At 66.4% G+C, this 21,292-nt stretch carries 23 protein-coding genes; 15 read left to right on the plus strand and 8 right to left on the minus strand.

Going from position 1 to position 21,292, the window contains the following annotated elements; all coding sequences use genetic code 11:
* Positions 1-19: 19 nt before the first annotated feature.
* Positions 20-217 (minus strand): hypothetical protein, encoded by a 198-nt coding sequence (locus ABEJ63_RS01980; RefSeq protein ID WP_375794667.1) that lies wholly within the window; start codon positions 215-217, stop codon positions 20-22.
* Between the two features lie 100 nt (positions 218-317).
* On the opposite strand from ABEJ63_RS01980, the gene ABEJ63_RS01985 reads away from it, so the two are divergent.
* The 8 genes from ABEJ63_RS01985 (at position 318) to ABEJ63_RS02020 (ending at position 6,897) form a co-directional block, all read left to right on the plus strand.
* Positions 318-1,073 carry a phosphoglycerol geranylgeranyltransferase gene (locus ABEJ63_RS01985; protein ID WP_375794668.1) on the plus strand — a complete coding sequence of 252 codons (756 nt, stop codon included), beginning with the start codon at positions 318-320 and terminating at the stop codon, positions 1,071-1,073.
* 58 nt (positions 1,074-1,131) lie between these two features.
* Positions 1,132-1,485 carry a hypothetical protein gene (locus ABEJ63_RS01990; protein WP_375794669.1) on the plus strand — a complete coding sequence of 118 codons (354 nt, stop codon included), beginning with the start codon at positions 1,132-1,134 and terminating at the stop codon, positions 1,483-1,485.
* A 123-nt stretch (positions 1,486-1,608) separates the two neighbouring features.
* The gene (gene aspS, locus ABEJ63_RS01995; RefSeq protein WP_375794670.1) at positions 1,609-2,913 is read left to right on the plus strand and encodes an aspartate--tRNA(Asn) ligase; all 1,305 of its coding nucleotides are present in this window, start codon (positions 1,609-1,611) and stop codon (positions 2,911-2,913) included.
* Positions 2,914-3,744: a pantoate kinase gene (locus ABEJ63_RS02000; protein ID WP_375794671.1), complete on the plus strand. Its 831-nt coding sequence runs from the start codon at positions 2,914-2,916 to the stop codon at positions 3,742-3,744.
* 36 nt (positions 3,745-3,780) lie between these two features.
* Positions 3,781-4,557, plus strand: a complete 777-nt coding sequence (locus tag ABEJ63_RS02005; RefSeq protein ID WP_375794672.1) for a 4-phosphopantoate--beta-alanine ligase — start codon at positions 3,781-3,783, stop codon at positions 4,555-4,557.
* A 26-nt stretch (positions 4,558-4,583) separates the two neighbouring features.
* On the plus strand, positions 4,584-5,321 hold the full coding sequence (locus ABEJ63_RS02010) for an SDR family oxidoreductase (RefSeq protein ID WP_375794673.1): 738 nt from the start codon (positions 4,584-4,586) through the stop codon (positions 5,319-5,321).
* Positions 5,318-5,755: an arsenic resistance N-acetyltransferase ArsN2 gene (gene arsN2 / locus ABEJ63_RS02015; protein WP_375794674.1), complete on the plus strand. Its 438-nt coding sequence runs from the start codon at positions 5,318-5,320 to the stop codon at positions 5,753-5,755. The genes ABEJ63_RS02010 and arsN2 overlap by 4 nt, the downstream gene beginning before the upstream one ends.
* Before the next feature lie 62 nt (positions 5,756-5,817).
* On the plus strand, positions 5,818-6,897 hold the full coding sequence (locus ABEJ63_RS02020; RefSeq protein WP_375794675.1) for a guanosine monophosphate reductase: 1,080 nt from the start codon (positions 5,818-5,820) through the stop codon (positions 6,895-6,897).
* A gap of 1 nt (position 6,898) precedes the next feature.
* Here ABEJ63_RS02020 and ABEJ63_RS02025 read toward each other — a convergent pair whose 3' ends face one another.
* Positions 6,899-8,023: a pyridoxal phosphate-dependent aminotransferase gene (locus ABEJ63_RS02025; RefSeq protein WP_375794676.1), complete on the minus strand. Its 1,125-nt coding sequence runs from the start codon at positions 8,021-8,023 to the stop codon at positions 6,899-6,901.
* Positions 8,024-8,096: 73 nt separating this feature from the next.
* On the opposite strand from ABEJ63_RS02025, the gene ABEJ63_RS02030 reads away from it, so the two are divergent.
* On the plus strand, positions 8,097-9,032 hold the full coding sequence (locus tag ABEJ63_RS02030) for a sulfide-dependent adenosine diphosphate thiazole synthase (protein ID WP_375794677.1): 936 nt from the start codon (positions 8,097-8,099) through the stop codon (positions 9,030-9,032).
* 290 nt (positions 9,033-9,322) lie between these two features.
* On the opposite strand, the gene ABEJ63_RS02035 is transcribed toward ABEJ63_RS02030, so the two are convergent.
* The 3 genes from ABEJ63_RS02035 to dcd all read right to left on the minus strand — a co-directional run bounded on the left by ABEJ63_RS02035 (position 9,323) and on the right by dcd (position 11,192).
* The gene (locus ABEJ63_RS02035) at positions 9,323-9,646 is read right to left on the minus strand and encodes a hypothetical protein (protein ID WP_375794678.1); all 324 of its coding nucleotides are present in this window, start codon (positions 9,644-9,646) and stop codon (positions 9,323-9,325) included.
* 65 nt (positions 9,647-9,711) lie between these two features.
* Positions 9,712-10,608 (minus strand): thiamine-phosphate synthase family protein, encoded by an 897-nt coding sequence (locus ABEJ63_RS02040; protein ID WP_375794679.1) that lies wholly within the window; start codon positions 10,606-10,608, stop codon positions 9,712-9,714.
* Positions 10,605-11,192: a dCTP deaminase gene (dcd, locus tag ABEJ63_RS02045; RefSeq protein ID WP_375794680.1), complete on the minus strand. Its 588-nt coding sequence runs from the start codon at positions 11,190-11,192 to the stop codon at positions 10,605-10,607. Before dcd ends, ABEJ63_RS02040 begins: the two co-directional genes overlap by 4 nt.
* 97 nt (positions 11,193-11,289) lie before the next feature.
* On the opposite strand from dcd, the gene pth2 reads away from it, so the two are divergent.
* Both pth2 and ABEJ63_RS02055 read left to right on the plus strand, forming a co-directional pair.
* Positions 11,290-11,634, plus strand: a complete 345-nt coding sequence (pth2, locus tag ABEJ63_RS02050; protein ID WP_375794681.1) for a peptidyl-tRNA hydrolase Pth2 — start codon at positions 11,290-11,292, stop codon at positions 11,632-11,634.
* A gap of 58 nt (positions 11,635-11,692) precedes the next feature.
* On the plus strand, positions 11,693-11,953 hold the full coding sequence (locus ABEJ63_RS02055; protein WP_375794682.1) for a hypothetical protein: 261 nt from the start codon (positions 11,693-11,695) through the stop codon (positions 11,951-11,953).
* Here the strand turns inward: ABEJ63_RS02055 and ABEJ63_RS02060 are convergent.
* Positions 11,950-13,032 carry an NADH:flavin oxidoreductase/NADH oxidase gene (locus ABEJ63_RS02060; protein ID WP_375794683.1) on the minus strand — a complete coding sequence of 361 codons (1,083 nt, stop codon included), beginning with the start codon at positions 13,030-13,032 and terminating at the stop codon, positions 11,950-11,952. The two genes, ABEJ63_RS02055 and ABEJ63_RS02060, sit on opposite strands and share 4 nt — an antisense overlap.
* A gap of 125 nt (positions 13,033-13,157) precedes the next feature.
* On the opposite strand from ABEJ63_RS02060, the gene ABEJ63_RS02065 reads away from it, so the two are divergent.
* Both ABEJ63_RS02065 and ABEJ63_RS02070 read left to right on the plus strand, forming a co-directional pair.
* Entirely contained in the window at positions 13,158-15,383 is a 2,226-nt protein-coding gene (locus ABEJ63_RS02065; RefSeq protein ID WP_375794684.1) for a CDC48 family AAA ATPase, read from the plus strand.
* A gap of 125 nt (positions 15,384-15,508) precedes the next feature.
* Positions 15,509-15,823, plus strand: a complete 315-nt coding sequence (locus tag ABEJ63_RS02070; protein ID WP_375794685.1) for a putative quinol monooxygenase — start codon at positions 15,509-15,511, stop codon at positions 15,821-15,823.
* A gap of 3 nt (positions 15,824-15,826) precedes the next feature.
* Here the strand turns inward: ABEJ63_RS02070 and ABEJ63_RS02075 are convergent, their stop codons facing one another.
* Positions 15,827-16,552 carry a nucleoside phosphorylase gene (locus tag ABEJ63_RS02075; protein WP_375794686.1) on the minus strand — a complete coding sequence of 242 codons (726 nt, stop codon included), beginning with the start codon at positions 16,550-16,552 and terminating at the stop codon, positions 15,827-15,829.
* A 246-nt stretch (positions 16,553-16,798) separates the two neighbouring features.
* Here ABEJ63_RS02075 and ABEJ63_RS02080 point away from each other — a divergent pair, with 246 nt between their 5' ends.
* The gene (locus ABEJ63_RS02080; protein WP_375794687.1) at positions 16,799-19,432 is read left to right on the plus strand and encodes a valine--tRNA ligase; all 2,634 of its coding nucleotides are present in this window, start codon (positions 16,799-16,801) and stop codon (positions 19,430-19,432) included.
* Here ABEJ63_RS02080 and ABEJ63_RS02085 read toward each other — a convergent pair.
* The gene (locus tag ABEJ63_RS02085; protein ID WP_375794688.1) at positions 19,419-20,153 is read right to left on the minus strand and encodes a DUF1405 domain-containing protein; all 735 of its coding nucleotides are present in this window, start codon (positions 20,151-20,153) and stop codon (positions 19,419-19,421) included. The genes ABEJ63_RS02080 and ABEJ63_RS02085 overlap by 14 nt on opposite strands.
* A gap of 87 nt (positions 20,154-20,240) precedes the next feature.
* On the opposite strand from ABEJ63_RS02085, the gene pdxS reads away from it, so the two are divergent.
* Positions 20,241-21,146, plus strand: coding sequence for a pyridoxal 5'-phosphate synthase lyase subunit PdxS (gene pdxS, locus ABEJ63_RS02090; protein ID WP_375794689.1), 906 nt, complete (start codon positions 20,241-20,243; stop codon positions 21,144-21,146).
* Positions 21,147-21,292 lie beyond the last annotated feature (146 nt).

Genomic DNA, 21,292 nt, shown 5'->3' on the forward strand with positions numbered 1-21,292 from the left:
GGCGAAAATTGTGGGGGGCTCAGTCGGTCAATCCGAGATCATTGGCCGCAAGGTCGGCAATGTGCTCGCGGACCGCCTCATCGACACCCGCAACCTGTTCACCGTCATGGCGATTAGTGTTGTGACGCTCGATGGCGTCGGCGACGTCGGTGAGCGGGACGCGCGTCTCCGTCCCACATTCCTCACAGCGGACCGGGACCGTTGGCTCGTCGCCCATAGATGAGGGCTCACGCGCCGTCATGAAAGCCGTGATGGTTCGGCCGCCGTCGGTCGGTCCATCCGAAGGGGTTTTGCCGGCGCGTGCGGTTCCCGCAGGTATGACGGCACCGTGGGCAGACTGGGACCACATTGTCAAACTCGACCCCGACAAGGATCTGTACGGGGACGAGACGTTCGACGATGTCTGCGCGACTGGCACGGACGCGGTCGAAATCGGCGGGACGACGGGGATGACGGAAGCGAAGATGGAGCGGTTTGTCGAGCCGTGTCTGGAGGCGTGTGCCGACCACGGGGTCGACTGCTACATCGAGCCGTCCCACGCCGGCGCGGTGGTCCATGCCGACGGGTTAGACGGGTATCTGGTGCCCATCGTGCTGAATGCCAGAGACCCATTCTGGACGACGGGTGCTCACCGCCACTGGGTGAAGGAAGACGCCGACATCGACTGGTCGCGGACGTTCACCGAAGCGTACGTCGTTCTCAACCCGGACTCTTCGGTCGCGGAGTACACGGAGGCTGACTGCGCGCTCGATGCGAGCGATGTCGCCGCCTACGCAGAGGTGGCAGAGCGGATGTTCGGTCAGCGGATTCTCTACATCGAGTACTCTGGGATGCTGGGCGATCCAGCGGTGGTTGCAGCCGCGAGTGACGCGGTCGAAGAGACGGCTGTTTTCTATGGCGGCGGCGTCGGCGACTACGATGCCGCCTACGAGATGGGCCGGCATGCCGACACGGTCATCGTCGGCGACCTGATTCACGACGCCGGCGCTGACGCCGTCCGCGAGACAGTCAGGGGCGCGAAGGACGCGCGTCGCACACAGAACGCCGCATCGCGGTCCGACGAGCAGGAGTGACCCACCGGCGCGCTTGCCGAGCCAGCAGTCTTACGTCGTCGAACTTGGAAGGGTACACGTGCCTGTCCCGTTCGTCGAATCGATAGTCACCTTTCTCGTCGCGCTGCTCGTTGGCGGGCTCGCAATTCACGCCAGTGCCAGTCTCATCGCCGGCGTGGACGACTACTCCCGTGCGGTCGTCACTGCCCTGCTTGGCGCCATCGCGTGGGCGCTCGTGTCGTGGATTCCGCTCGTCGGGTCGATCGTCGCGCTAGTCGTCTGGGTCGGGGTGATCAACTGGCGATACCCTGGCGGCTGGCTGCGGGCTCTCGTCGTCGGTGCGGGCGCCTGGCTATCCGCGCTCATCATGCTGTTTGTACTGAATGCTGTGTTCCAGCTTGGTATCCAGGCGTTCGGCGTTCCCGGGGCGTAGCTCGTCAAGAGACCGCTGGCTGGCGCCGGTTGGACACCGAGTGTTCCGATGCGGCGTTCGCACTTCTGTTCGCTGCCATCGGGGAAAGACCGGGCTTAAGTCGGCTACGCGAGAAGCAGTCGTATGGAAAACCGCACGTACACGAGCGACGCGGAGCCGGGGACGACCGTCACGGTCGCAGGCTGGGTCCACGAGCTGCGCGATCTCGGCGGCATCGCCTTCCTCATTGTTCGGGACACGGCCGGCAAGATACAGGTGAAACTTGAGAAAGATGAGATGGACGCCGAGATGGTGGAGACGGCACTCGACGCTAACCGTGAGTCGGTGGTCCGTGTCGACGGCGAGGTGAAGGAGGAGCCACGGGCTCCGACCGGCGTCGAGGTCGTCCCATCTTCTGTTGAGGTGGTGGCCTCTGCGGACACACAGCTGCCACTGGACCCCTCCGGGAAGGTGGGCGCGGAGCTCCCAACGCGGCTCGACAACCGCACGCTTGACCTGCGACGCGAGGAGGCACAGGCTATCTTCGAGATTCGCGCAGAGGTGCTTCGTGGGGTGCGCGATGCCTTCCGCGCGCTGGAGGCTACGGAGATTAACACACCGAAGATTGTCGCCACCGGCACCGAGGGCGGGACGGAGCTGTTCCCAATCACCTACTTCGGCGAGGAGGCGTTCATGAACCAGTCGCCACAGCTATTCAAGCAGCTGATGGTCGGCTCCGGGCTGGAACGGGTGTTCGAGGTCGGTCCCATCTTCCGCGCCGAAGAACACAACACGCCGCGCCACCTCAACGAGGCGACGTCCATCGACTTCGAGTCGGCGTTCTACGACCACCACGAGGCGATGGACGCCTGTGAGCGGGTCGTCACCGCAGCCTACGAAGCGGTCGCCGACAACTGCACCGACCAGCTGGAGACGCTCGGGCTTGCCGACTCCTTCACGGTCCCAGAGGGCTCGTTCCCCCGTCTCAGTTACGAGGAGGCCATCGAACGGATCAACGCCACCGGCGCGCTCGACGAGCAGTTGGTGTGGGGCGACGACCTGCCGACAGAAGGGGAACACGCCCTCGGGCAGGACGTCGGTCGGCACTATTTCATCACAGACTGGCCGGCCGATATCAAGCCGTTCTATATCAAGGACCACGACGACGACGAGACCCTCTCGACGGGGTTCGACATGATGCACCCGCGGATGGAGCTCGTGTCGGGTGGCCAGCGCGAACACCGTCACGACCAGCTCATTGAGGGCTTCGAACAGCAGGGGCTCGACCCCGAGCAGTTCGAGTACTACACCAAGATGTTCCGCTACGGGATGCCGCCCCACGCCGGCTGGGGACTCGGCGGCGAGCGGCTCGTGATGACGATGCTCGAGCTGGACAACATCCGCGAGGCGGTGCTGTTCCCTCGGGACCGTCAGCGGCTCAGCCCTTAGATGCCCGCGGCGACGGCGTTCGTCCCCGGCCACGTCACCGGCTTCTTTGCGCCGGCACCGGACGAAGACCCCGCGAGGGCCGGCTCGCGGGGCGGCGGTGTTGCCCTCTCGGACGGCGTCACCGTCACCGTCGAGCCGGGCAGTGGGCTTACGCTTGGCGGCGCCCCGACGCGTATCGAGCCGGTCGAGCGCGTGCTCACAGCGCTGGGCGTCGAGGCGCGCATCTCCTGTGAAACACCCCTCCCGCTCGGGGCCGGGTTCGGCGTCAGTGGCGCCGTAACGCTGGGGACGGCGCTGGCAGCGACGGCCGCCTTCGGCCTCGAGCGCTCGGAGAACGACCTCGTAGGCCTCGCCCACCGCGCGGAGGTGGAGTCGGGGACGGGGCTGGGTGACGTGGTCGCGCAGGCGCGGGGAGGCCTCCCACTCCGGACCGATGCGGGCGCACCCGGCCACGGGTCGCTTGACGGAATCCCCGCCCGGTCGCGTGTGGAGTACCTCTCGCTAGGCGAACTATCGACGGCCGACACGCTCGCCGGCGAAACGGACGCGCTGGCGACGGCGGGCGACCGGGCACTGTCGACCGTCAGAGAGACACCGACACCGGCGGCATTCGTGGCCGCCTCACGGCAGTTTGCGGAGTCGGTTGACCTGCTCACCGACGACTTGCGGTCAGTGCTGACGGCCGTCGACGAGGCCGGCGGAACCGCCTCGATGGCGATGCTCGGCGAGACGGCGTTCTGTCTCGGGACGGGGCTCTCGGCGGCGGGCTACGACCCGTCTGTCTGTGAGATCGCTGCCACGGGCGCGCGGCTGATTGACGTGTCGACGTAACCCGGCCGTTATGTAGACCCGTCTCCGAGAGCCGGTATGAGCGAGGAGCCGCAGGTGCCCGCGGACCCGGACGACGAGACGGAGATTCCGGAGTCGCACCCGCGCTACGAGTCGCTGCTGACACGCCACCGCATCGAGGCCGGCCTCGAGAAGGGTATCACCTCCCGCCAGGGGCTCATCGCCCAGGGGCGCGGCGAGGCATACGACTACCTGCTCGGCGAGCGGACGCTCCCAAGCGCCGACGAGGCCGCCCGCGCCGCCGCAGCACAGTTCCTCCTCGCGGACCATCCCGTCGTCTCGGTGAACGGCAATGTTGCGGCACTGGTGCCCGGCGAGGTGGTCGAACTCGCGGCGGTCGTCGGCGCCGACATCGAGGTGAACCTGTTCAACCGGACCCGCGAGCGGATGGAACGCATCGCCGCCCACTTCCGCGAGCATGGCGCCGAGTCGGTGAAGGGACTCGCGGCCGACGGCGAGATCCCCGGCCTCGACCACGCCCGCGCGACGGTCGATGCCGACGGTATCGAGCGTGCTGATGTCGTACTCGTGCCGCTGGAGGACGGTGACCGTGCTGAGGCGCTTGCCGATATGGGGAAGACAGAGATCGTCGTCGATCTGAACCCGCTGTCACGGTCGGCACAGACCGCCGCGATTCCTATCATCGACAACATCATCCGGGCGGTGCCGAACGTCACTGCCCACGCCCGCGACCTGCAGGGGAGCGACGAGACGACTCTGCGGACGGTCGTCGAATCGTTCGATTCCGAGGCGGCGTTGGCAGCCGCCGAGGAGGCCATCCGGACCGGACGTTAGAAGACAGTTGCCGCCCACGGCCGGGTATGTCGAGTGCAGTCATCACCGGTTCTTCGCGCGGCATCGGCCGCGCGGTTGCGCTCCGCTTTGCCCGCGACGGCTACGATGTCGCGGTGAACTACCACACGAGTGAGTCAGCCGCCCACGAAGTGGCCGACGCCGCCCGCGAAGAGGGCGTCGAGGCAGTCGTCGTCGGTGCGGATGTTTCCGACCCCGACGCGGCGGCCCACCTGCTCGAGCGGGCGGCCGACGAACTGGGTGGGGTCGCCCACCTCGTCAACAACGCCGGTATCGACCAGCACGTCTACACCGCCGACCTGTCGCCGGCGGACTTCGACCGGGTGACAGACGTGAACGTCAACTCGGCGTTCGCATGCACGAAAGCCGCGCTCCCGCACCTCCACGCGGCAGCAGAGGCGGGTGCGGCCCCGTCGGTGACGAACGTCTCCTCCATCCTCGCGTACACCGGCGCGGCTGTCGAGTGTCACTATGCGGCCTCGAAGGGGGCACTGCTGTCACTGACGAAGAGCCACGCCCGCGACTTCGCGCCGGAGATCCGGGTAAACGCGGTCGCGCCGGGCCACGTCGAGACGGACATGACGAGCGACCGGAGCGAGGCCGAGAAGCGCGAGGAACTGGCGGCCATTCCGCGGGGCCGCTACGGTCGACCAGAGGATATCGCCGACGCTGTGGCGTACCTGCGGGACGCCGGCTTCGTCACCGGCGAGACGCTCAACGTCAACGGCGGCGAACTGATGCGGTGAGTCTCACCCTCAAGCAGGCCACCCCGGCCGACATCGAGATAGTCGCCCGACTGCTAGACAGGGCCGATTTGCCGACAGCCGACGTTGAGGCGGGCGGCTCGGTGACGTTCTATCTTGGCCGGGCGGACGACCGGGTCGTCGCAGTCGGCGGATTGGAGCCCTGCGGCGAGGCGTGTCTGCTCCGATCCGTCGCCGTCCCCGCTCCCGAGCGCGGCAACGGTTACGGGACGGCGATGGTGACCGGTCTACTCGACCAGGCGGCCGACCGGTTCGAGACCTGCTATCTGCTAACGACAACCGCAAACGCGTTCTTCGCGCGACGGGGATTCGAGACCGTCAACCGCGAGACGGTGCCCGCCTCAGTCCGCGAGACGCGGCAGTTCGCCGATATCTGTCCGTCGAGCGCGACTGTCATGCGGCGGTCCCTCCCCTGACGGTCGCGTGCCGGCGTTTCGCCGTTGGGATTATGCGGCTGAGACGGCAACTCACTCGGGGCATGGACGACCTGCGTACCGGACTGAGCTATGGCGACGCACTACTGGTCCCCAAACGGTCACCCGTCGACAGTCGGCGTGATGTCGACCTCACGACGTCGCTGACGCCGGAGGTCGATCTGTCGACGCCGCTCGTCTCCGCGGCGATGGATACGGTAACGGAGGCAGAACTGGCGCGCGCGCTCTCTGAGGCGGGCGGTCTCGGCGTCATTCACCGATTCCTTGCGCCCGCGAATCAAGCCGAGCAGGTCGCGGCTGTCCGCGCGGACGGTGAGCGGGTCGCTGCGGCCGTCGGCGTCGACGAGGCGTATCTCGACCGGTGTGAGCGGCTCGTCGAGGCAGGGGCAACCGCGCTCGTGGTCGACGTCGCCCACGGCCACCTCGAGCGGGTGCTGGCGGCCGTCGCGGACATGGCCGACGAGTTCCCGGACATGCCGCTGGTCGCGGGCAATGTCGCGACCCCCGAGGGGGTGGCCGACCTCGCGAGCGCGGGGGCCGACTGCGTGAAGGTGGGTTTGGGCCCTGGCTCGCACTGCACGACTCGGAAAGTTGCGGGGGCGGGCGTCCCACAGTTGACGGCTGTCGACGACTGCGCGGACGCCGCGGCCGCCCACGGGGTGACCGTCTGTGCGGACGGGGGTATCCGCTCGTCCGGCGACGCGGTGAAGGCGCTGATGGCGGGCGCAGACACGGTAATGTGCGGTAGTCTGCTGGCAGGCACTGCAGAGGCGCCGGGCCCTATCGTCGAGGTGGACGGCACCCGGTACAAGCGGTCGCGGGGGATGGCAACTACGGCTGCGGGCGAGGCCCGTGAGGACAAGCAGAGAGAGGTACGGGCCGACGAGGGAGTCGAAGCGCTGACGCCGTACAAAGGGCCGGTAGCGGATGTCGTCGAAGAGTTTGCCGCCGGCGTTGCCTCTGGGCTCTCCTACTGTGGCGGTCACACCATCTCGGAGGCGCGCAAGCGGGCGGAGTTCATCCGCGTTGCCCCGAGCGCACAGCGCCGCGAGGGGTACCACACCGACCGCGACTGGGAGGGTGCGACCGTCGACCGCGAGCGCCCCGGCGACTCTGCTGAGTGAGTCACAACGCTCGTTCCAGCCGGTCGAGGCCTGCTTCGATGCGATCACGCGAGTTAGCAAACGAGAGCCGCAGCTTCCCCTCGCCGGCGGCGCCGAAGCCACTCCCGGGCGCCAGCACGACGCCAGCTTCACGGACGAGCCGTTTTGCCAACTGCATGCTATCCTCGTAGCCTGCGGGATCCAGGAAGGCATAGAAGGCTCCCTCGGGGCATGGGGCGGTGACACCGTCCATCTGCTCGAGTCGATCGGCGACGTAGTCGCGCCGCTCACGGAATGCCGCCTGCATCTTTTCGGCCGGCTCCTGGGGTCCCGTCAGCGCGGCGATAGCGGCGTGCTGGGCAAGCGTCGGCGCACACGCCGTCGTCGACTCTCGCACCTTGGTTGCCTCGTCGACGACAGTGGACTCGCCGGCGAGCCAGCCGACCCGCCACCCGGTCATTGCGTACGTCTTCGAGCAGGACCCGACAGTGAGCACGTGCTCGCTCTCATCGACGAGCGCCGCAGTCGCTGTGTGGTCGTGGTCGTATGTGAGCGAGGCATACACCTCGTCGGCGATAACATATGCGTCGTGGTCACGGGCCGCCTCGACGACGGCCCGGACGGCTGTCTCATCGAAGACACGTCCCGTTGGATTCGATGGTGTACAGAGCACGACGGCGCCGGTATCGGGGCCCATCCGTTCGATGAGCCGGTCGGCCTCAAGATCATAGGGGTACGGCATCGGAACCTCGACTGGCTCGGCGTCTGCGAGTCGGGCCTGCGTTCGGTAGTTGGGCCAGGTGGGCGTCGGCACCAGTAATTCGTCTCCGGGCGCGAGGACGCACAGCGCTGCGAGGTGAAGCGCCTCCATCCCGCCGGTCGTCACGAGTATGTCGTCGTCCTCATACTCGCCAGTGAGCGTGTCGGCGACGGCCGCCCGTAGCGTCGGGAGGCCGGCGTTGGAGGTATAGCCGGTGTCGCCCCGTTCGGCGGCCGCGACGGCGGCTTCGGTGACGTGTGCGGGCGTCTCGAAGTCCGGTTCCCCCACCTCCAGTCGCACAAGGTCGCCGCCAACCTCCTCCGCGAGGTCGAAGAGCACGCGGATACTGGAGCGGTCGCAGGCGCGGACGCGGTCGGTCGGGTGCACACCATCGCGTCCGGCGCCGCCGGCTTGAAGCTTCCCCGCCCTTTATCACCACGAGACGATATTACCGAGTTGTATGTCCGATGCACAGGAGTTCGAGGGGTTCGCGCCCGTAGACGAGGCAGAGGTGACACGCGCGATTGCGACCGACTGGAGTGAGGAGTTCATCGGCGCGACGGAGACGGACGTTATCGTCGTCGGCGGCGGGCCGTCCGGGCTGACGGCGGCCAAGGAACTGGCCGACCGCGGCGTCGATGTCACTGTCGTCGAGAAGAACAACTATCTCGGTGGCGGCTTCTGGCTCGGCGGCTTCCTGATGAACAAGGTGACAGTCCGCGAGCCGGCACAAGGGGTACTCGACGAACTGGATGTCGAGTACGAGCCGACCGACGAGGCCGACGGGCTCTACGTCGCCAGCGGGCCCGAGGCGTGTTCGGGCCTCATCAAGGCCGCGTGTGACGCTGGCGCTCGTATCCAGAATATGACGGAATTCACCGACGTGGTGGTGCGAGACGGCCACCGAGTCGGCGGGATCGTGATGAACTGGACACCGGTCCACTCGCTGCCCCGCGAGCTGACCTGCGTCGACCCAGTGGCTGTCGAGTCGGAGCTGGTCATCGATGCAACGGGCCACGAGGCGGTAGTCGCCTCGAAGCTCCAGGAGCGGGGCGTCCTCGAGGCGGAGGGTATCGCCCACGCCGAGGAGCACAACACCGGAATGGATACCACCGACGAGGGGAGCTACGGCGCGCCTGGCCACGATTCGCCGGGTCACGACTCGATGTGGGTCGCCGAGAGCGAGGACGCCGTCGTCGAGCACACCGGAAAGGTGCACGACGGCCTGCTCGCATCGGGGATGGCCGCCGCGACGGTCCACGGTCTCCCGCGAATGGGGCCGACGTTCGGCGCGATGCTCGTCTCCGGCAAGCGAGTCGCGCAGGCTGCAATCGAGGAACTCGGCGTCAGTGCCCCTGCGGTCGATGTGACCGGCCCGACGCCCGCAGACGACTGATTGGGGCGACTGCCGAACGGCCGTCCTGGCCGACGGGCGGGAGCGACCCGCGAGCACGGACAAATCGCCGACCCAGGGATGGCTGTCCAGAAGACCGACCAGCAGGGAGGTTAGAGGACCAGAACGGTGGCCGTCCGCGGGGGTAGACGGACGGCAGCAGGGATATGACGGGGTGGGGGGACGCTGGCCGTCGGCTGCCGTCGGCCGACGACATCGTATTGTTGGGGCGCGTGGGTGAAAAGGCGGATGGGAATCTGCCCGGCGTGAAGCTGGCCCCGTCGACGCCGGGTTCAGCCCGCCCCGTTGCCCGGCTCGCGGGCGAGTTCCAGATCGACGTGAATCTGGCCGTCGTCAACGCTGAATGTCACCGACTGGAGCGTCGCCACATACGTCTGGTAGCGGTTACCGACCTCGTCGACGTGTTCTCGTTCCGCCAGTAAGTCGTACTCGACGAGTTCGTCGAGGTCCCGATACACTGTCGGCCGGGAGACGTTGAGCGACTCAACGATGCCGTCGGCGTCGACGGGGCCGTCGCTGGCGAGCGCGAGTACCCGGCGCGTCGTCGGCTCCCCAAACAGGTCGAACACCGTCTCCGCGTCCCACCCCTCGGTCACTACTGCTTTGTTATCACGGCCGTTAATGAGAAACTATCGCTTCTGCGAGCCATGAAACTGCCGTGTCAGACGAGCTGTCGAGCCGTCTCGACGGCAGCCACCGCGTCGGCTGCGAGCAGGTACGCGGCCGGCTCGATGCCGAACCCGCCTGTCTGGTACACCACATCTGCGTCGGGCTGCTCCTCGATAGCCGTGCGGACGGCGGTCGTCACGGACGCCTCGGCGTCGAACTCGACGGCCGTCAGGCCAACGTCGGTGAACGCCTCGACCATCGACTCGTCACACCAGACGTTGAGGGCGGCGCGGGCGTCGCTGCCACCCGCCCGGGCCGCAAGCAGCAGGCTTGCGACGTGCTCGGAGACGCCGAACTCGGGCTCGCCAGGCACCGTCGCCCGTCCCTTCACATCGAGAATGCGGCCCGGTACGGCGGCCACATCGTCGATGCCGTCGGCGTCAGGCAGCGCCTCAACGAGGTTCGAGCCGACGGCGGGGATAAGCCCGGCGAAGCCGCTGGTGTTCTCCAGCCGGCTGAGCCCGCGGCGGACGGACGCGAGCACCCGCTCTGCGGTCCGCACCGGGGAGTCGGCGTCGTGGACCGCGAAGTCGCCGTCGTACTCCGAAAGCGGCGGAAACGCCTCCTCATGGAGCCGCGCGAGCAGGTCTCCCCGCTCTAGCTGACGGATAAGCACCTCCGTTTCCACAAGCGCCTGTACTGGCGTGACGTCGCCGGCTGACAGCCCCTCCCCGAGCCGCGCGACTAGCTCGGCCACCCGGTCATCGCTGGCCAGCCGGTCGTTCGTCGCCACCTCGCCGTGGACGTACTTCGAGACGGCGCTCTGTGAGATACCCAGCAGGTCGGCCACCTCGCTCTGTGTCAGCCCACGGTCGCGCAGGTCCGCCGCCAGGAGCGCCCGGAACGTCGGCAGGAACTCGTCGACGACTACCTCCTCGATGAACCTCATTGCTCGCCACCGAACTCGCGATCTCCCTGTATCCGCGAGGCCTGCGGCCCCGACTGGCCCTGGTACTTCGAGCCGCGCTCGCTGCCGTACGGGCGGTCGGCCGGGGATTTCAGCTCTGTAAACGTGAGTTGCGAGATGCGCATCCCTGGGGTAAGTGCCACCGGCGCGCGCCCCAGGTTGGAGAGCTCGAGGGTTATTTGCCCCTCGTAGCCAGGATCACACAGCCCGGCTGTGGCGTGGACCACGATCGCGAGTCGCCCCAGCGACGAGCGGCCCTCGACGTGGGCGATAAGATCTGGCGGTATCTCGACGCGTTCGACGGTTGTCCCGAGCACGAAGTCGCCGGGGTGGAGCACGTAGTCGTCACCGTTTGGGACGGTCGTTTCCTCGATATACTTGGCCACCTCCTCCTCGCTGTCGGGGTGGATACACGAGATATTGGCGTGCTGGAACTCGAGGAACTCCTCGCCGAGCCGCAGGTCGACGCTCGCCGGCTGTATCTGTATTTCCGGGTCGTCAAGCGGCTCCACGACGAGGTCGCCTGCCTCTAGCCGCCGCAGGATGTCCGCATCCGAGAGTATCATACCGGGTCACGCGCCCGCCGCGCGGTAAATCTCCCGGTTACCGACCCTCGCCTCGTCCGAGCGGCGGGCTTTTCTCTGCGCCCGTCCGACTGAGCGTGTGACCAGCAAGCAGGCCATCGTCGCGCGGACCGATCTTGGGATGGGCGACGGCAAGCTCGCCGCACAGGTCGCCCACGCCTCGCTACAGGCCTACGAGCAGGCCGGCCCCGACAGCCAGCGCGAGTGGAAGGCTGACGGCCAGAAGAAGGTCGTCCTCCAGGCTTCGGGGGAGGCGCAGATACACGACCTCGCCGACCAGGCGCGCCGCGAGGGGCTTCCCCACGCGGTCATCAGCGACGCCGGCCACACCCAACTGGAGCCGGGTACCGTCACCGCGGTCGCTGTCGGTCCTGCCTCTGAGAATCTCGTCGACCGGGTGACCGGCGAGCTGTCGCTACTCTGACGGTCGATAGCACGGCTCGTTACGGGTTTATACGGTCGCTCCACGTAGCAGAACCGGTATGACCGACAGCTTCATTGACCCCGATGACCCGAGCGACGAGTGGATTGACGTGCGGATGACCGACCCCGAGGCTGGCGAATGGGAGGTCGACGCCGTCGTGCTCGACGGTCGGGTCGAATACGTCGACCTCCGAGTGCAACCGAACCTGCTGTCCGGGTTCCTGACCTGCCTGCTCGAGGACCTGGACGATGAGCGGGCTGCCTCGGCGCTGGCGGCCGCGGCCGAGCGACGCGGTGTCGAGGCCGACGCGTCCGGTTAGAACCCCCGCGTGTACTGGCGGGGAACCGGCGGTTCCTCCCCGAGCGCGTCGGCGGCGTGAAGTGCGAAGTACGGGTCGCGCAGATGCTCGCGCGCGAGGATGGCGAGGTCCGCGCGTCCGTTACGCACCACCTCCTCTGCCCCCTCAGGGGTGGTGATGCCGCCGACGGCGCCAACCGCACAGTCGTGCTCGGAGAGCGCCTCACGCACCCGCTCCGCGTACGGCGTCTGGTAATGGGGGCCGGTGTGCGGCACCTCCTGGTCGCGGTGGATTCCGCCCGCGGAGACGTCGATGAGGTCTGCGCCCGCCTCAGCGAGCAGCGGTGCGAGCCGCGCGGTGTCCGCGACGGTCCAGGCGTCCTCGCCCATCCAGTCGGTTGCAGACACACGGACGAAGACAGGCTTGTCGTCGGGCCACACGTCTCGCACCTCGTGGGTCACCTCTCGGATGAGCCGGGTCCGGCCCTCGAAGTCGCCGCCGTACTCGTCGGTTCGGTCGTTGGCGACCGGCGAGTAGAACTCATGGAGCAAGTAGCCGTGTGCGCCGTGGACCTCGGCAACGTCGAAACCGGCCGCCAGCGCGTGTTCAGCGGCCTCCCGGAACGACCGCTTCACGTCCGCGATGCCCACCTTGTCGAGTCGCTCGACGTCCAGCGGCTCCTCGTGGGGGTACGGCGTCTCCGTTGGGCCGACGGGCGTCCAGCCCCCGTCGCCGTGGATGGGGTCGCCACCGTCGCTTGGGCGCCGGGTTGAGGCCTTCCGGCCGGCGTGCGCAAGTTGGACGGCCGTCGTCGCGCCGTGGTCTTTCATGAAGGCGACCGTGTCCGTGAGGGCGTCTGCGTGCTCGCGGGACCAAATACCGAGGTCTTGGGGAGAGATGCGCCCCCGCGGCTCGACCGCGGCGGCCTCGGAGATGACGATGCCGGCGCCGCCGACGGCTCGCGAGCCGAGGTGGACGTGGTGCCAATCGGTCGCTAGTCCGTCGCGCGCTTCACAGGAGTACTGACACATTGGGGAGACGGCCACCCGGTTGCGGAGCGTCTCCTCGCGCAGGGTGAGTTCGTCGAAGAGTCCTGGCATACCTGCGGGTGACAGCCCCCGCCTAAAACCCCCGCCGGTCGCGGCGGCGCGTTGCCGGTAGCACAACCCGTCCGAGCATAAGACATATCTCCGGCGCGGCCAGAATGTGATTGGATACCACGCTCATGAACGAGGTTCAACTGGAGGTGGCGAAGGCGTACCCGAACGACTCGGGACGCGGTATCGCGCGTCTCGACCCGGACACGCTGCTGCATCTGAAGCTCTCTCCGGGCGACATCATCGAAATTGAGGGCGCTGACACCACCGCGGCGAAGGTGTGGCGCGCTGACCGGCAGGACTGGAACACGGACACGGTTCGCATCGACGGTTTCACCAGACAGAACGCCGATATCGGTATCGGCGAGCGGGTGACTATCCGCAAGGCCGAGGCAACGAAGGCCGACCGGCTGGTGCTCGCGCCGCCGGAGGAGGCGTCCGTTCAGTTTGGCTCGGATGCTGCGGGAATGGTGAAGCGGCAAATACTGAAGCGACCGGTCGTCGAACGCGACATCGTCCCCGTGATGTCCTCGACGAACCACCCGTTCATGCGGTCGCCAGGCCAGGCCATCCCGCTCATTGCCGTTGAGACAGAGCCGGATGGCGTCGCGCTCATCACCGAGGACACAGAGGTGGAGCTGCGCGAGGAGCCTATCTCCGGCTTCGAGAAGACTGGTGGCGGCATCACTTACGAGGATATCGGCGGCCTAAGCGACGAGATACAGCGGGTCCGGGAGATGGTCGAACTCCCGATGAAACACCCGCAGATATTCAAGAAGCTAGGCATCGAGCCGCCGCAGGGTGTCCTTCTGCACGGCCCACCCGGCACCGGCAAGACGCTGCTGGCGAAGGCCGTCGCCAACGAGACATCCGCGAGTTTCTTCTCCATCGCGGGGCCGGAAATCATCTCGAAATACTACGGCGAGTCCGAACAGCAGCTCCGTGAGATATTCGAGGACGCCACCGAGGAGTCGCCGTCCATCATTTTCATCGACGAACTCGACTCCATCGCGCCCAAACGCGAGGACGTCACCGGTGAGGTGGAGCGGCGGGTCGTCGCCCAACTGTTGACGATGATGGACGGGTTGGAGTCGCGAGGACAGGTCATCGTCATCGGCGCAACTAACCGCGTCGACAGCGTTGATCCCGCGCTCCGACGGCCAGGCCGGTTCGACCGCGAGATCGAGATCGGCGTCCCCGACGAGTCCGGCCGCAAGGAGATCATGCAGATCCACACCCGGGGGATGCCGCTGTCGGACGATGTCTCGCTCAACAAGATGGCCGACGAGACCCACGGGTTTGTCGGTGCTGACATCGAGAGCCTGACCAAGGAGGCCGCGATGAAGGCGCTCCGGCGCTACCTCCCGGAGATTGACCTTGATGAGGAGGACATTCCGCCGAGCCTCATCGACCGGATGATAATCAAGCGGGAGGACTTCAAAGGGGCGCTCAATGAGGTATCTCCCTCAGCGATGCGGGAGGTCCTCGTCGAGTTGCCGAAAACCTCCTGGGACGATGTCGGCGGGCTTCCCGAGGCGAAGGGCCAGGTCCAGGAAGCCGTCGAGTGGCCGCTCTCTTCGCCCGAGAAGTTCGAGCGGTTCGGCATCGACCCGCCCGCGGGTGTCCTGCTGTACGGCCCACCCGGCACCGGCAAGACGCTGATGGCGAAAGCCGTCGCCAACGAGACGAACGCGAACTTCATCTCCGTGCGAGGGCCACAACTGCTTTCGAAGTGGGTCGGCGAGTCGGAGAAGGCCATCCGACAGACATTCCGCAAGGCGCGGCAGGTGTCGCCGACTGTCATCTTCTTCGACGAGCTCGACTCGCTGGCGCCTGGCCGAGGCGGCGAGGTTGGCTCTAACGTGAGCGAGCGAGTCGTCAACCAGCTGCTGACCGAACTCGATGGTCTCGAGGAGATGGGGGACGTCATGGTCATTGGCGCGACTAACCGCCCAGACATGATCGACCCCGCGCTCATCCGCTCGGGCCGGTTCGACCGGCTCGTGATGATCGGTGAGCCTGGGCTTGAGGGCCGTGAGCAGATTCTCCGCATTCACACGGAGGATATGCCGCTGTCCCCGGACGTGAGCCTGCGAGAGGTTGCCGAGATAACCGACGGCTACGTCGGCTCGGACCTCGAGACCATCGCCCGCGAGGCGGCCATCGAGGCACTCCGCGAGGATGACGACGCAGAGGTAGCCGAGATGCGCCACTTCCGGTCGGCCCTCGAGAGCGTCCGACCCACCATCACCGACGACATCCGCGAGTACTACGAGGGCGTCGAGGAGCAGTTCAAGAGCGGCTCTTCAGGGCTCGACCGCCGTACTGACTCCGGAAAAATCGGGTTCCAGTAGCTGCCTTCGCAGCTCCGCCCATTTCTTTAGACCGACACCGCCAGCGGCGTCCGCAACCGGGCCGTCCCGCGGGAGACACACAGGCGGCCGGGATTGATACTCTGGTCGCCCGTTGGTGGATGCGGATGAGCGAATCCAAATCCGAGTACGCGCTGTTGGCACGATTCGAAGCGGCCGCTGGCGAGGAAGCGGCGCTCGCAGACTTCCTGACGGCCTCACTGGAGGCGGCCCGGGAGGAGCCTGGGATGACAACGTGGTTCGCGCTCCGGTTCGACGAGTCGTCGTTCGGTATTTTCGACACATTCCCCGACCAGACCGGCCGGCAGGCTCACCTCGAGGGTGAGATTGCACAGGCGCTGCTAGCCGACGAGGACGACCTGCTCGCGGACGAACCAACCATCGAGCGGGTTGACGTGCTCGCCGCGATGCACGCCGACTGACAGCTACAAGTCCTGGACCGCCTCGAGGGCAATCTCGATGGTCCGCTCGACGTTGTCTCGGGCCTTCGGGGGCAGTTCGGAGTCTGAGTCGGCCCCCTTCTGGGTTCCCTTCACGAGGTTGCCGTCGACGGTACAGAGCGCGCCCGCCGCGAGCCCGCGCCGGCGCGCCAGCGCAAACAGCGTCGCCGCCTCCATCTCGACGGCAAGCAATCCCGCCTCGTTCCAGTCGTCGACGTATGCCTCCGACTCGTTGTAGAAGGCGTCGTCGGAGACAATCGGACCGACGTGGACGGGCGCCTCGCGGGCCTCGGCGGCGTCGACGAGCGTCGACAGCACCTCGTAGTCGGGCACGGCGGGGTAAACGGCCGACTCGTACCGCTTGGAGGTCCCCTCCTCTTTGGCCGCGCCCGTCGCGACGACTGTGTCGCCAATCTCGACATCTCGCTGGAGCGCGCCGGTGGTACCGACGCGGAGAAACGTCTCGACACCGACCCGCGCGAGCTCCTCGACGGCGATAGCCGCCGACGGACAGCCGATCCCTGTCGAGCAGATCGTCAGTTCGCGCCCCGCGTAGCGGGCGTTCACGACTTTGTACTCGCGGTTGGCTGCTACCTCCTCGACGGCCTCGCAGTGGGCAGCGATGCGATCGACCCGGCCGGGGTCACCTGGCACAAGCGCGATGTCGGTCACGTCACCCTCCTCGACGAGCAGGTGCGGCTGCTTTGCCATACGCGGGCCTCGGTCGGCGGCGTAATGAGTCGTTCGAGAGGGTGCGACGAAACGCCTAAACGGCCTGCTCGTCCACTGTCTGGTGATGCGTTCACACGCCGGACTGGGTCGTCGCAATCGTCCCGTGGCCGCGGTTCGTCGTCGTGTACATCGTGTAGGCCCCCAGTAGGGGCCCCACACATCATCTACGCCGTTCCTCGCCGCCGACAACGAACAGTATAAACGACCGACGAGATTGCCACCAGTATGAGCACACAGGAGCCAGAGGACGACCACGACCGAGCCGACAGGGGTATCGAGGGGAGCTACGACCCGGAGGCCGTCGAGCCAAAGTGGCAACAGCGCTGGCTTGACGAGGAGACGTACGCCTACCGGGGCGAGCAGGCCGACCCAAATACTGTCTACAGTATCGATACACCGCCGCCGACGGTGAGCGGGAGCCTCCACATGGGCCACCTGTACGGCCATACGCTCCAAGACTTCGCGGCCCGTTACCATCGGATGGCCGACGGCGAGGCGTTCTTTCCGTTTGGCTACGACGACAACGGTATCGCCAGCGAGCGACTCACCGAACGCGAGCTGGGGATTCGCCACGGTGACTACGAACGCCGGGAATTCCAAGAGCTGTGTCGCGAGGTGTGCCGCGAGTACGAAGCCGACTTCACGGAGGAGATGCGCTCGCTCGGCGTCTCCGTCGACTGGTCGAACACGTACAAGACCATCGAGCCGCGAGTCCAGCGGCTCTCCCAGCTGTCGTTTATCGACCTCTACGAGCAGGGCCGGGAGTACCGCGAGCGGGCGCCGGCCATCTGGTGTCCTGACTGCAAGACGGCCATCTCGCAGGTCGAGACCGAAGATGCCGAGCGAGATACAGAGTTCGTTGACATCCGCTTCGACCTCGCCGAGGGGCCACGCGAGTCGGTCACTATCTCCACCACGCGTCCGGAACTGCTGCCGGCGTGTGTTGCAATGTTCGTCCACCCCGATGACGAACGAACGGACGACCTTCCGGGGTCGACCGCCCGCGTCCCTCTGTTCGGCCACGAGGTGCCTGTCTACGAGGACGAACGGGTCGACATGGAGAAGGGGACCGGCGTCGTCATGTGCTGTACGTTCGGCGATCAGACTGACATCGAGTGGTACCAGGCCCACGACCTGCCGCTCCGGGTCGCCATCGACGAGTCGGGGACACTGACCGACGAAGCCGGCGACTACGCCGGCCTGTCGACTCACGAGGCCCGCGAGGCCATCGTCGCGGATCTTGCGGAGGCGGGTCACGTCGAGGCTCGCGAGCCGCTCAGCCACGATGTACAGGTCCACGAGCGCTGCGAGACGGACATCGAGTTTCGCGTCACCGAGCAGTGGTACGTCGAACTGCTCGACAAGACCGACGAGTACCTCGCGGCCGGGCGGGAGATGGACTGGTACCCAGAGAAGATGTTCACCCGCTACGAGCACTGGGTCGAGGGACTCGAGTGGGACTGGTGTATCTCCCGGCAGCGTGACTCGGGTATCCCGTTCCCGGTGTGGTATTGCGGCGACTGCGGAGAGACGGTGTTGGCGGAGAAGGCGGACCTGCCAGTCGACCCGCTCTCGGACGACCCACCCATTGCGACCTGTCCCACCTGTGGCCACGATGAGTTCGAACCGGAGGAGGACGTCTTCGACACGTGGGCCACCTCCAGCATTACGCCGCTTATCAACGCCGGCTGGGACTGGGACGAGTCGACCGGCGAGTACACCTTCGACCGCCCTGAACTCTACCAGTTCGACCTCCGGCCACAGGGCCACGATATCATCTCCTTCTGGCTGTTCCACACTGTTGTCAAGTGCTACGAGCACACAGGGGAGGTGCCGTTCGATTCGGTGCTAATCAACGGCCACGTCCTCGACGAGAACCGCGAGAAGATGTCGAAGTCGAAGGGGAACGTCGTGGAGCCGTCGGCGGTGATGGACGAGTACCCCATCGACGCGCTCCGTTACTGGGCAGCCTCCTCGTCGGTCGGCGACGACTTCCCGTTCAAGCATAACGCGATGAAGCAGGGCGAGAAGTTACTCCAGAAGCTCTGGAACGCCTCCAAGCTGGTCGACTCGCTGGCTCCCGCCTCCCCCACAGAGCCCGACGAGTTCGCGGCGATCGACGAGTGGCTGTTGGCCCGGTTGGACGATCTCACCCAACAGGTGACCGATCACTTCGAGGCCTACGAGTTCGCCAAGGCACGCGACGAACTGCGGGCGTTCTTTTGGCACACGTTCTGTGACGATTACCTCGAAATCGCGAAGCAGTCCGACGCGACCTCAACGCCGTACGCGCTTCGGGTGGCCCACAAGCGGTTCCTGCGGCTGTTCGCGCCGTTCCTCCCACACATCACCGAGGAGATTCACCGCCGGCTCTACAGCGATGACTCGATTCACCGGACTGACTGGCCCACGCCCGCCGGCTACGAAGCCGACCGCGCGGCTGGCGAGACGGCGCTTGAGGTGGTCGGGGCACTGCGCGGCTATAAGACGGACAATGGACTCGCGCTCAACGAGCCACTCGAGGAGGTGGCCGTCTACGGCGACATCGACGGCTTCGAGGACGCCATCGCGGGGGCGATGCATGTCGAGCGGCTTGAGCGACTCGAGGAAGCGCCTGTGCTGTCGACGGAGGTGACCGGCGTGGACCTCGACTACGCGACGGTCGGCCCCAAGTATGGCGAGGCTGTCGGCGACATCGAGGCGGCTATCGCCGCCGGCGAGTTCGCCGTCTCCGACGGCCGGCTGCACGTCGCTAACGAGGTACTCGAGCCTGAGGAGTTCGAGCTTGAGGAGACGCGCACCTACGCGGGAGAAGGCGACTTCGTCGAGACGGACAACGCCGTCGTCATCGTCCGGTAGTCGTCCGAAGTTTCCAGACGCGCGTCGACAGCGCGAGGAACGTGCACACCAGCGTGAGCGACACCGCCGCTCCCGCTGCGAGGTCATGGGCCGCGAGTGCGTGATTGGCCGTGCCGTCGACGAACTCCGCGCGCAGCAGGGTGTGATGTGGCCCGCCCGCGACTGCGACGAAATAGTCAACAAGGTCGTTGAGTCCATACCACACGACAGCGACAGCTACCGCCCACACGGGGAAGTCAGCGTACCGCTGAACGACGAACGCCTGTACCACCATCGCGGCGTGACTCCAGATAAGAAACTGGTAGAGCCACGTCGGCGTCGTTCCTTGGCCGTTCACGACCACCTGGACGAACGGCGTCCACGCGCCGAGTTTAATACAACCGAAGAACGCCAGCGCGTGGAGCCATGGAGTCTCGTAGTTGAGCCGCCAGGCTGCGAGCGATGCAGCAATAAAGAGAGTGGCCAGCGGTGAGTCGGGGACGAGCGGCCAAGCGACGACCGGCGTATTCGCGAGTTGGAACCGGTAGTACCAGACGCCGAATGCCGTCCCGGCGAGGTTAACCGCCACGATAGGCCACACCAGTCGGAGAGCGAACTCTTCGAGCCAGTCAGGCAACGGAGCAAGGTACGCGGGAAGTGGCTCGGCGGCGGGGAGTGACGCGTCACCACCGGGAATATGTCGCGCGAGTGCGTTCAGCCGGCGGCCGAGCCACTCAAGCATGCTCGTCGGGAGGTGTTGGGGGTTCAAAAGCGCCCCGGACCCCCCGGAAGGACACGCGTTAAGTGTGTCCCAGCCCAACCGGAGAGTATGTCAGAGACGAATCTTGAACAGCTCCGACGCGGGACCGACCTCGTGAAGCGGGGCTTCGCCAAGATGCAGAAGGGCGGCGTCATCATGGACGTCGTCACGCGCGAGCAGGCCCGCATTGCGGAGGACGCCGGCGCCGTTGCGGTGATGTCGCTGGAGGCGGTCCCCGCCGACATCCGCAAGCGTGGGGGTGTCGCCCGGATGGCCGACCCGGGGATGCTTGAGGAAATCATCGACGAGGTGTCGGTGCCCGTTATGGGAAAGGCCCGCATCGGCCACACAGCCGAGGCGCAGATTCTTGAGGCAACGGGCGCGGACATGATCGACGAGTCGGAAGTGCTGACACAGGCCGACGAGCGGTACCACATTGACAAGCGGGAGTTCACCGCGCCGTTCGTCTGTGGTGCGCGCAACCTCGGGGAGGCGCTCCGGCGTATCGACGAGGGCGCGGCGATGATTCGGACGAAGGGGGAGGCGGGCACCGGTGACGTGAACCAGGCGGTAACCCACCAGCGCAACATCCAGCGGGCGATTCGAAAGCTGAAAGGGATGACCTACGAGGAACGCGATGAGTGGGCCCGCGAGCACGAGGCGCCCCGCGAACTGGTCCACGAGACGGCCGATATGGGCCGCCTCCCGGTCGTCAACTTCGCTGCGGGTGGTATCGCGACACCTGCCGACGCTGCGCTGATGATGCAACTCGGCTGCGACGGCATCTTCGTCGGTAGCGGCATCTTCGGCGCAGAGAACCCACAGGCGATGGGTGAATCCATCGTCGCTGCCGTCAACAACTACGACGATCCCGAGCGGCTCAAGGAAATCGCCAAAGAACCCGGCAAAGGGATGGAAGGCACCGCCAACGAAACAATGCCAGAGGAAGAGAAGCTCCAGGGCCGCGGAGTCTGACGCTTCCGTTTCATCTCGGTCTGCGGGCGCTTCATCCTTGTACACATTGAGCAAATATCTGCGTGCTCGAGACGCACCTGCAGGCTATCGGTGGCGCACGCGCGCCCCTTTGACTCTAATCAGGCGTGCATAGCATGTCAGCGGGA

Source organism: Halosegnis sp., assembly GCF_042216475.1.
In the GTDB taxonomy this organism is placed as follows: domain Archaea; phylum Halobacteriota; class Halobacteria; order Halobacteriales; family Haloarculaceae; genus Halosegnis.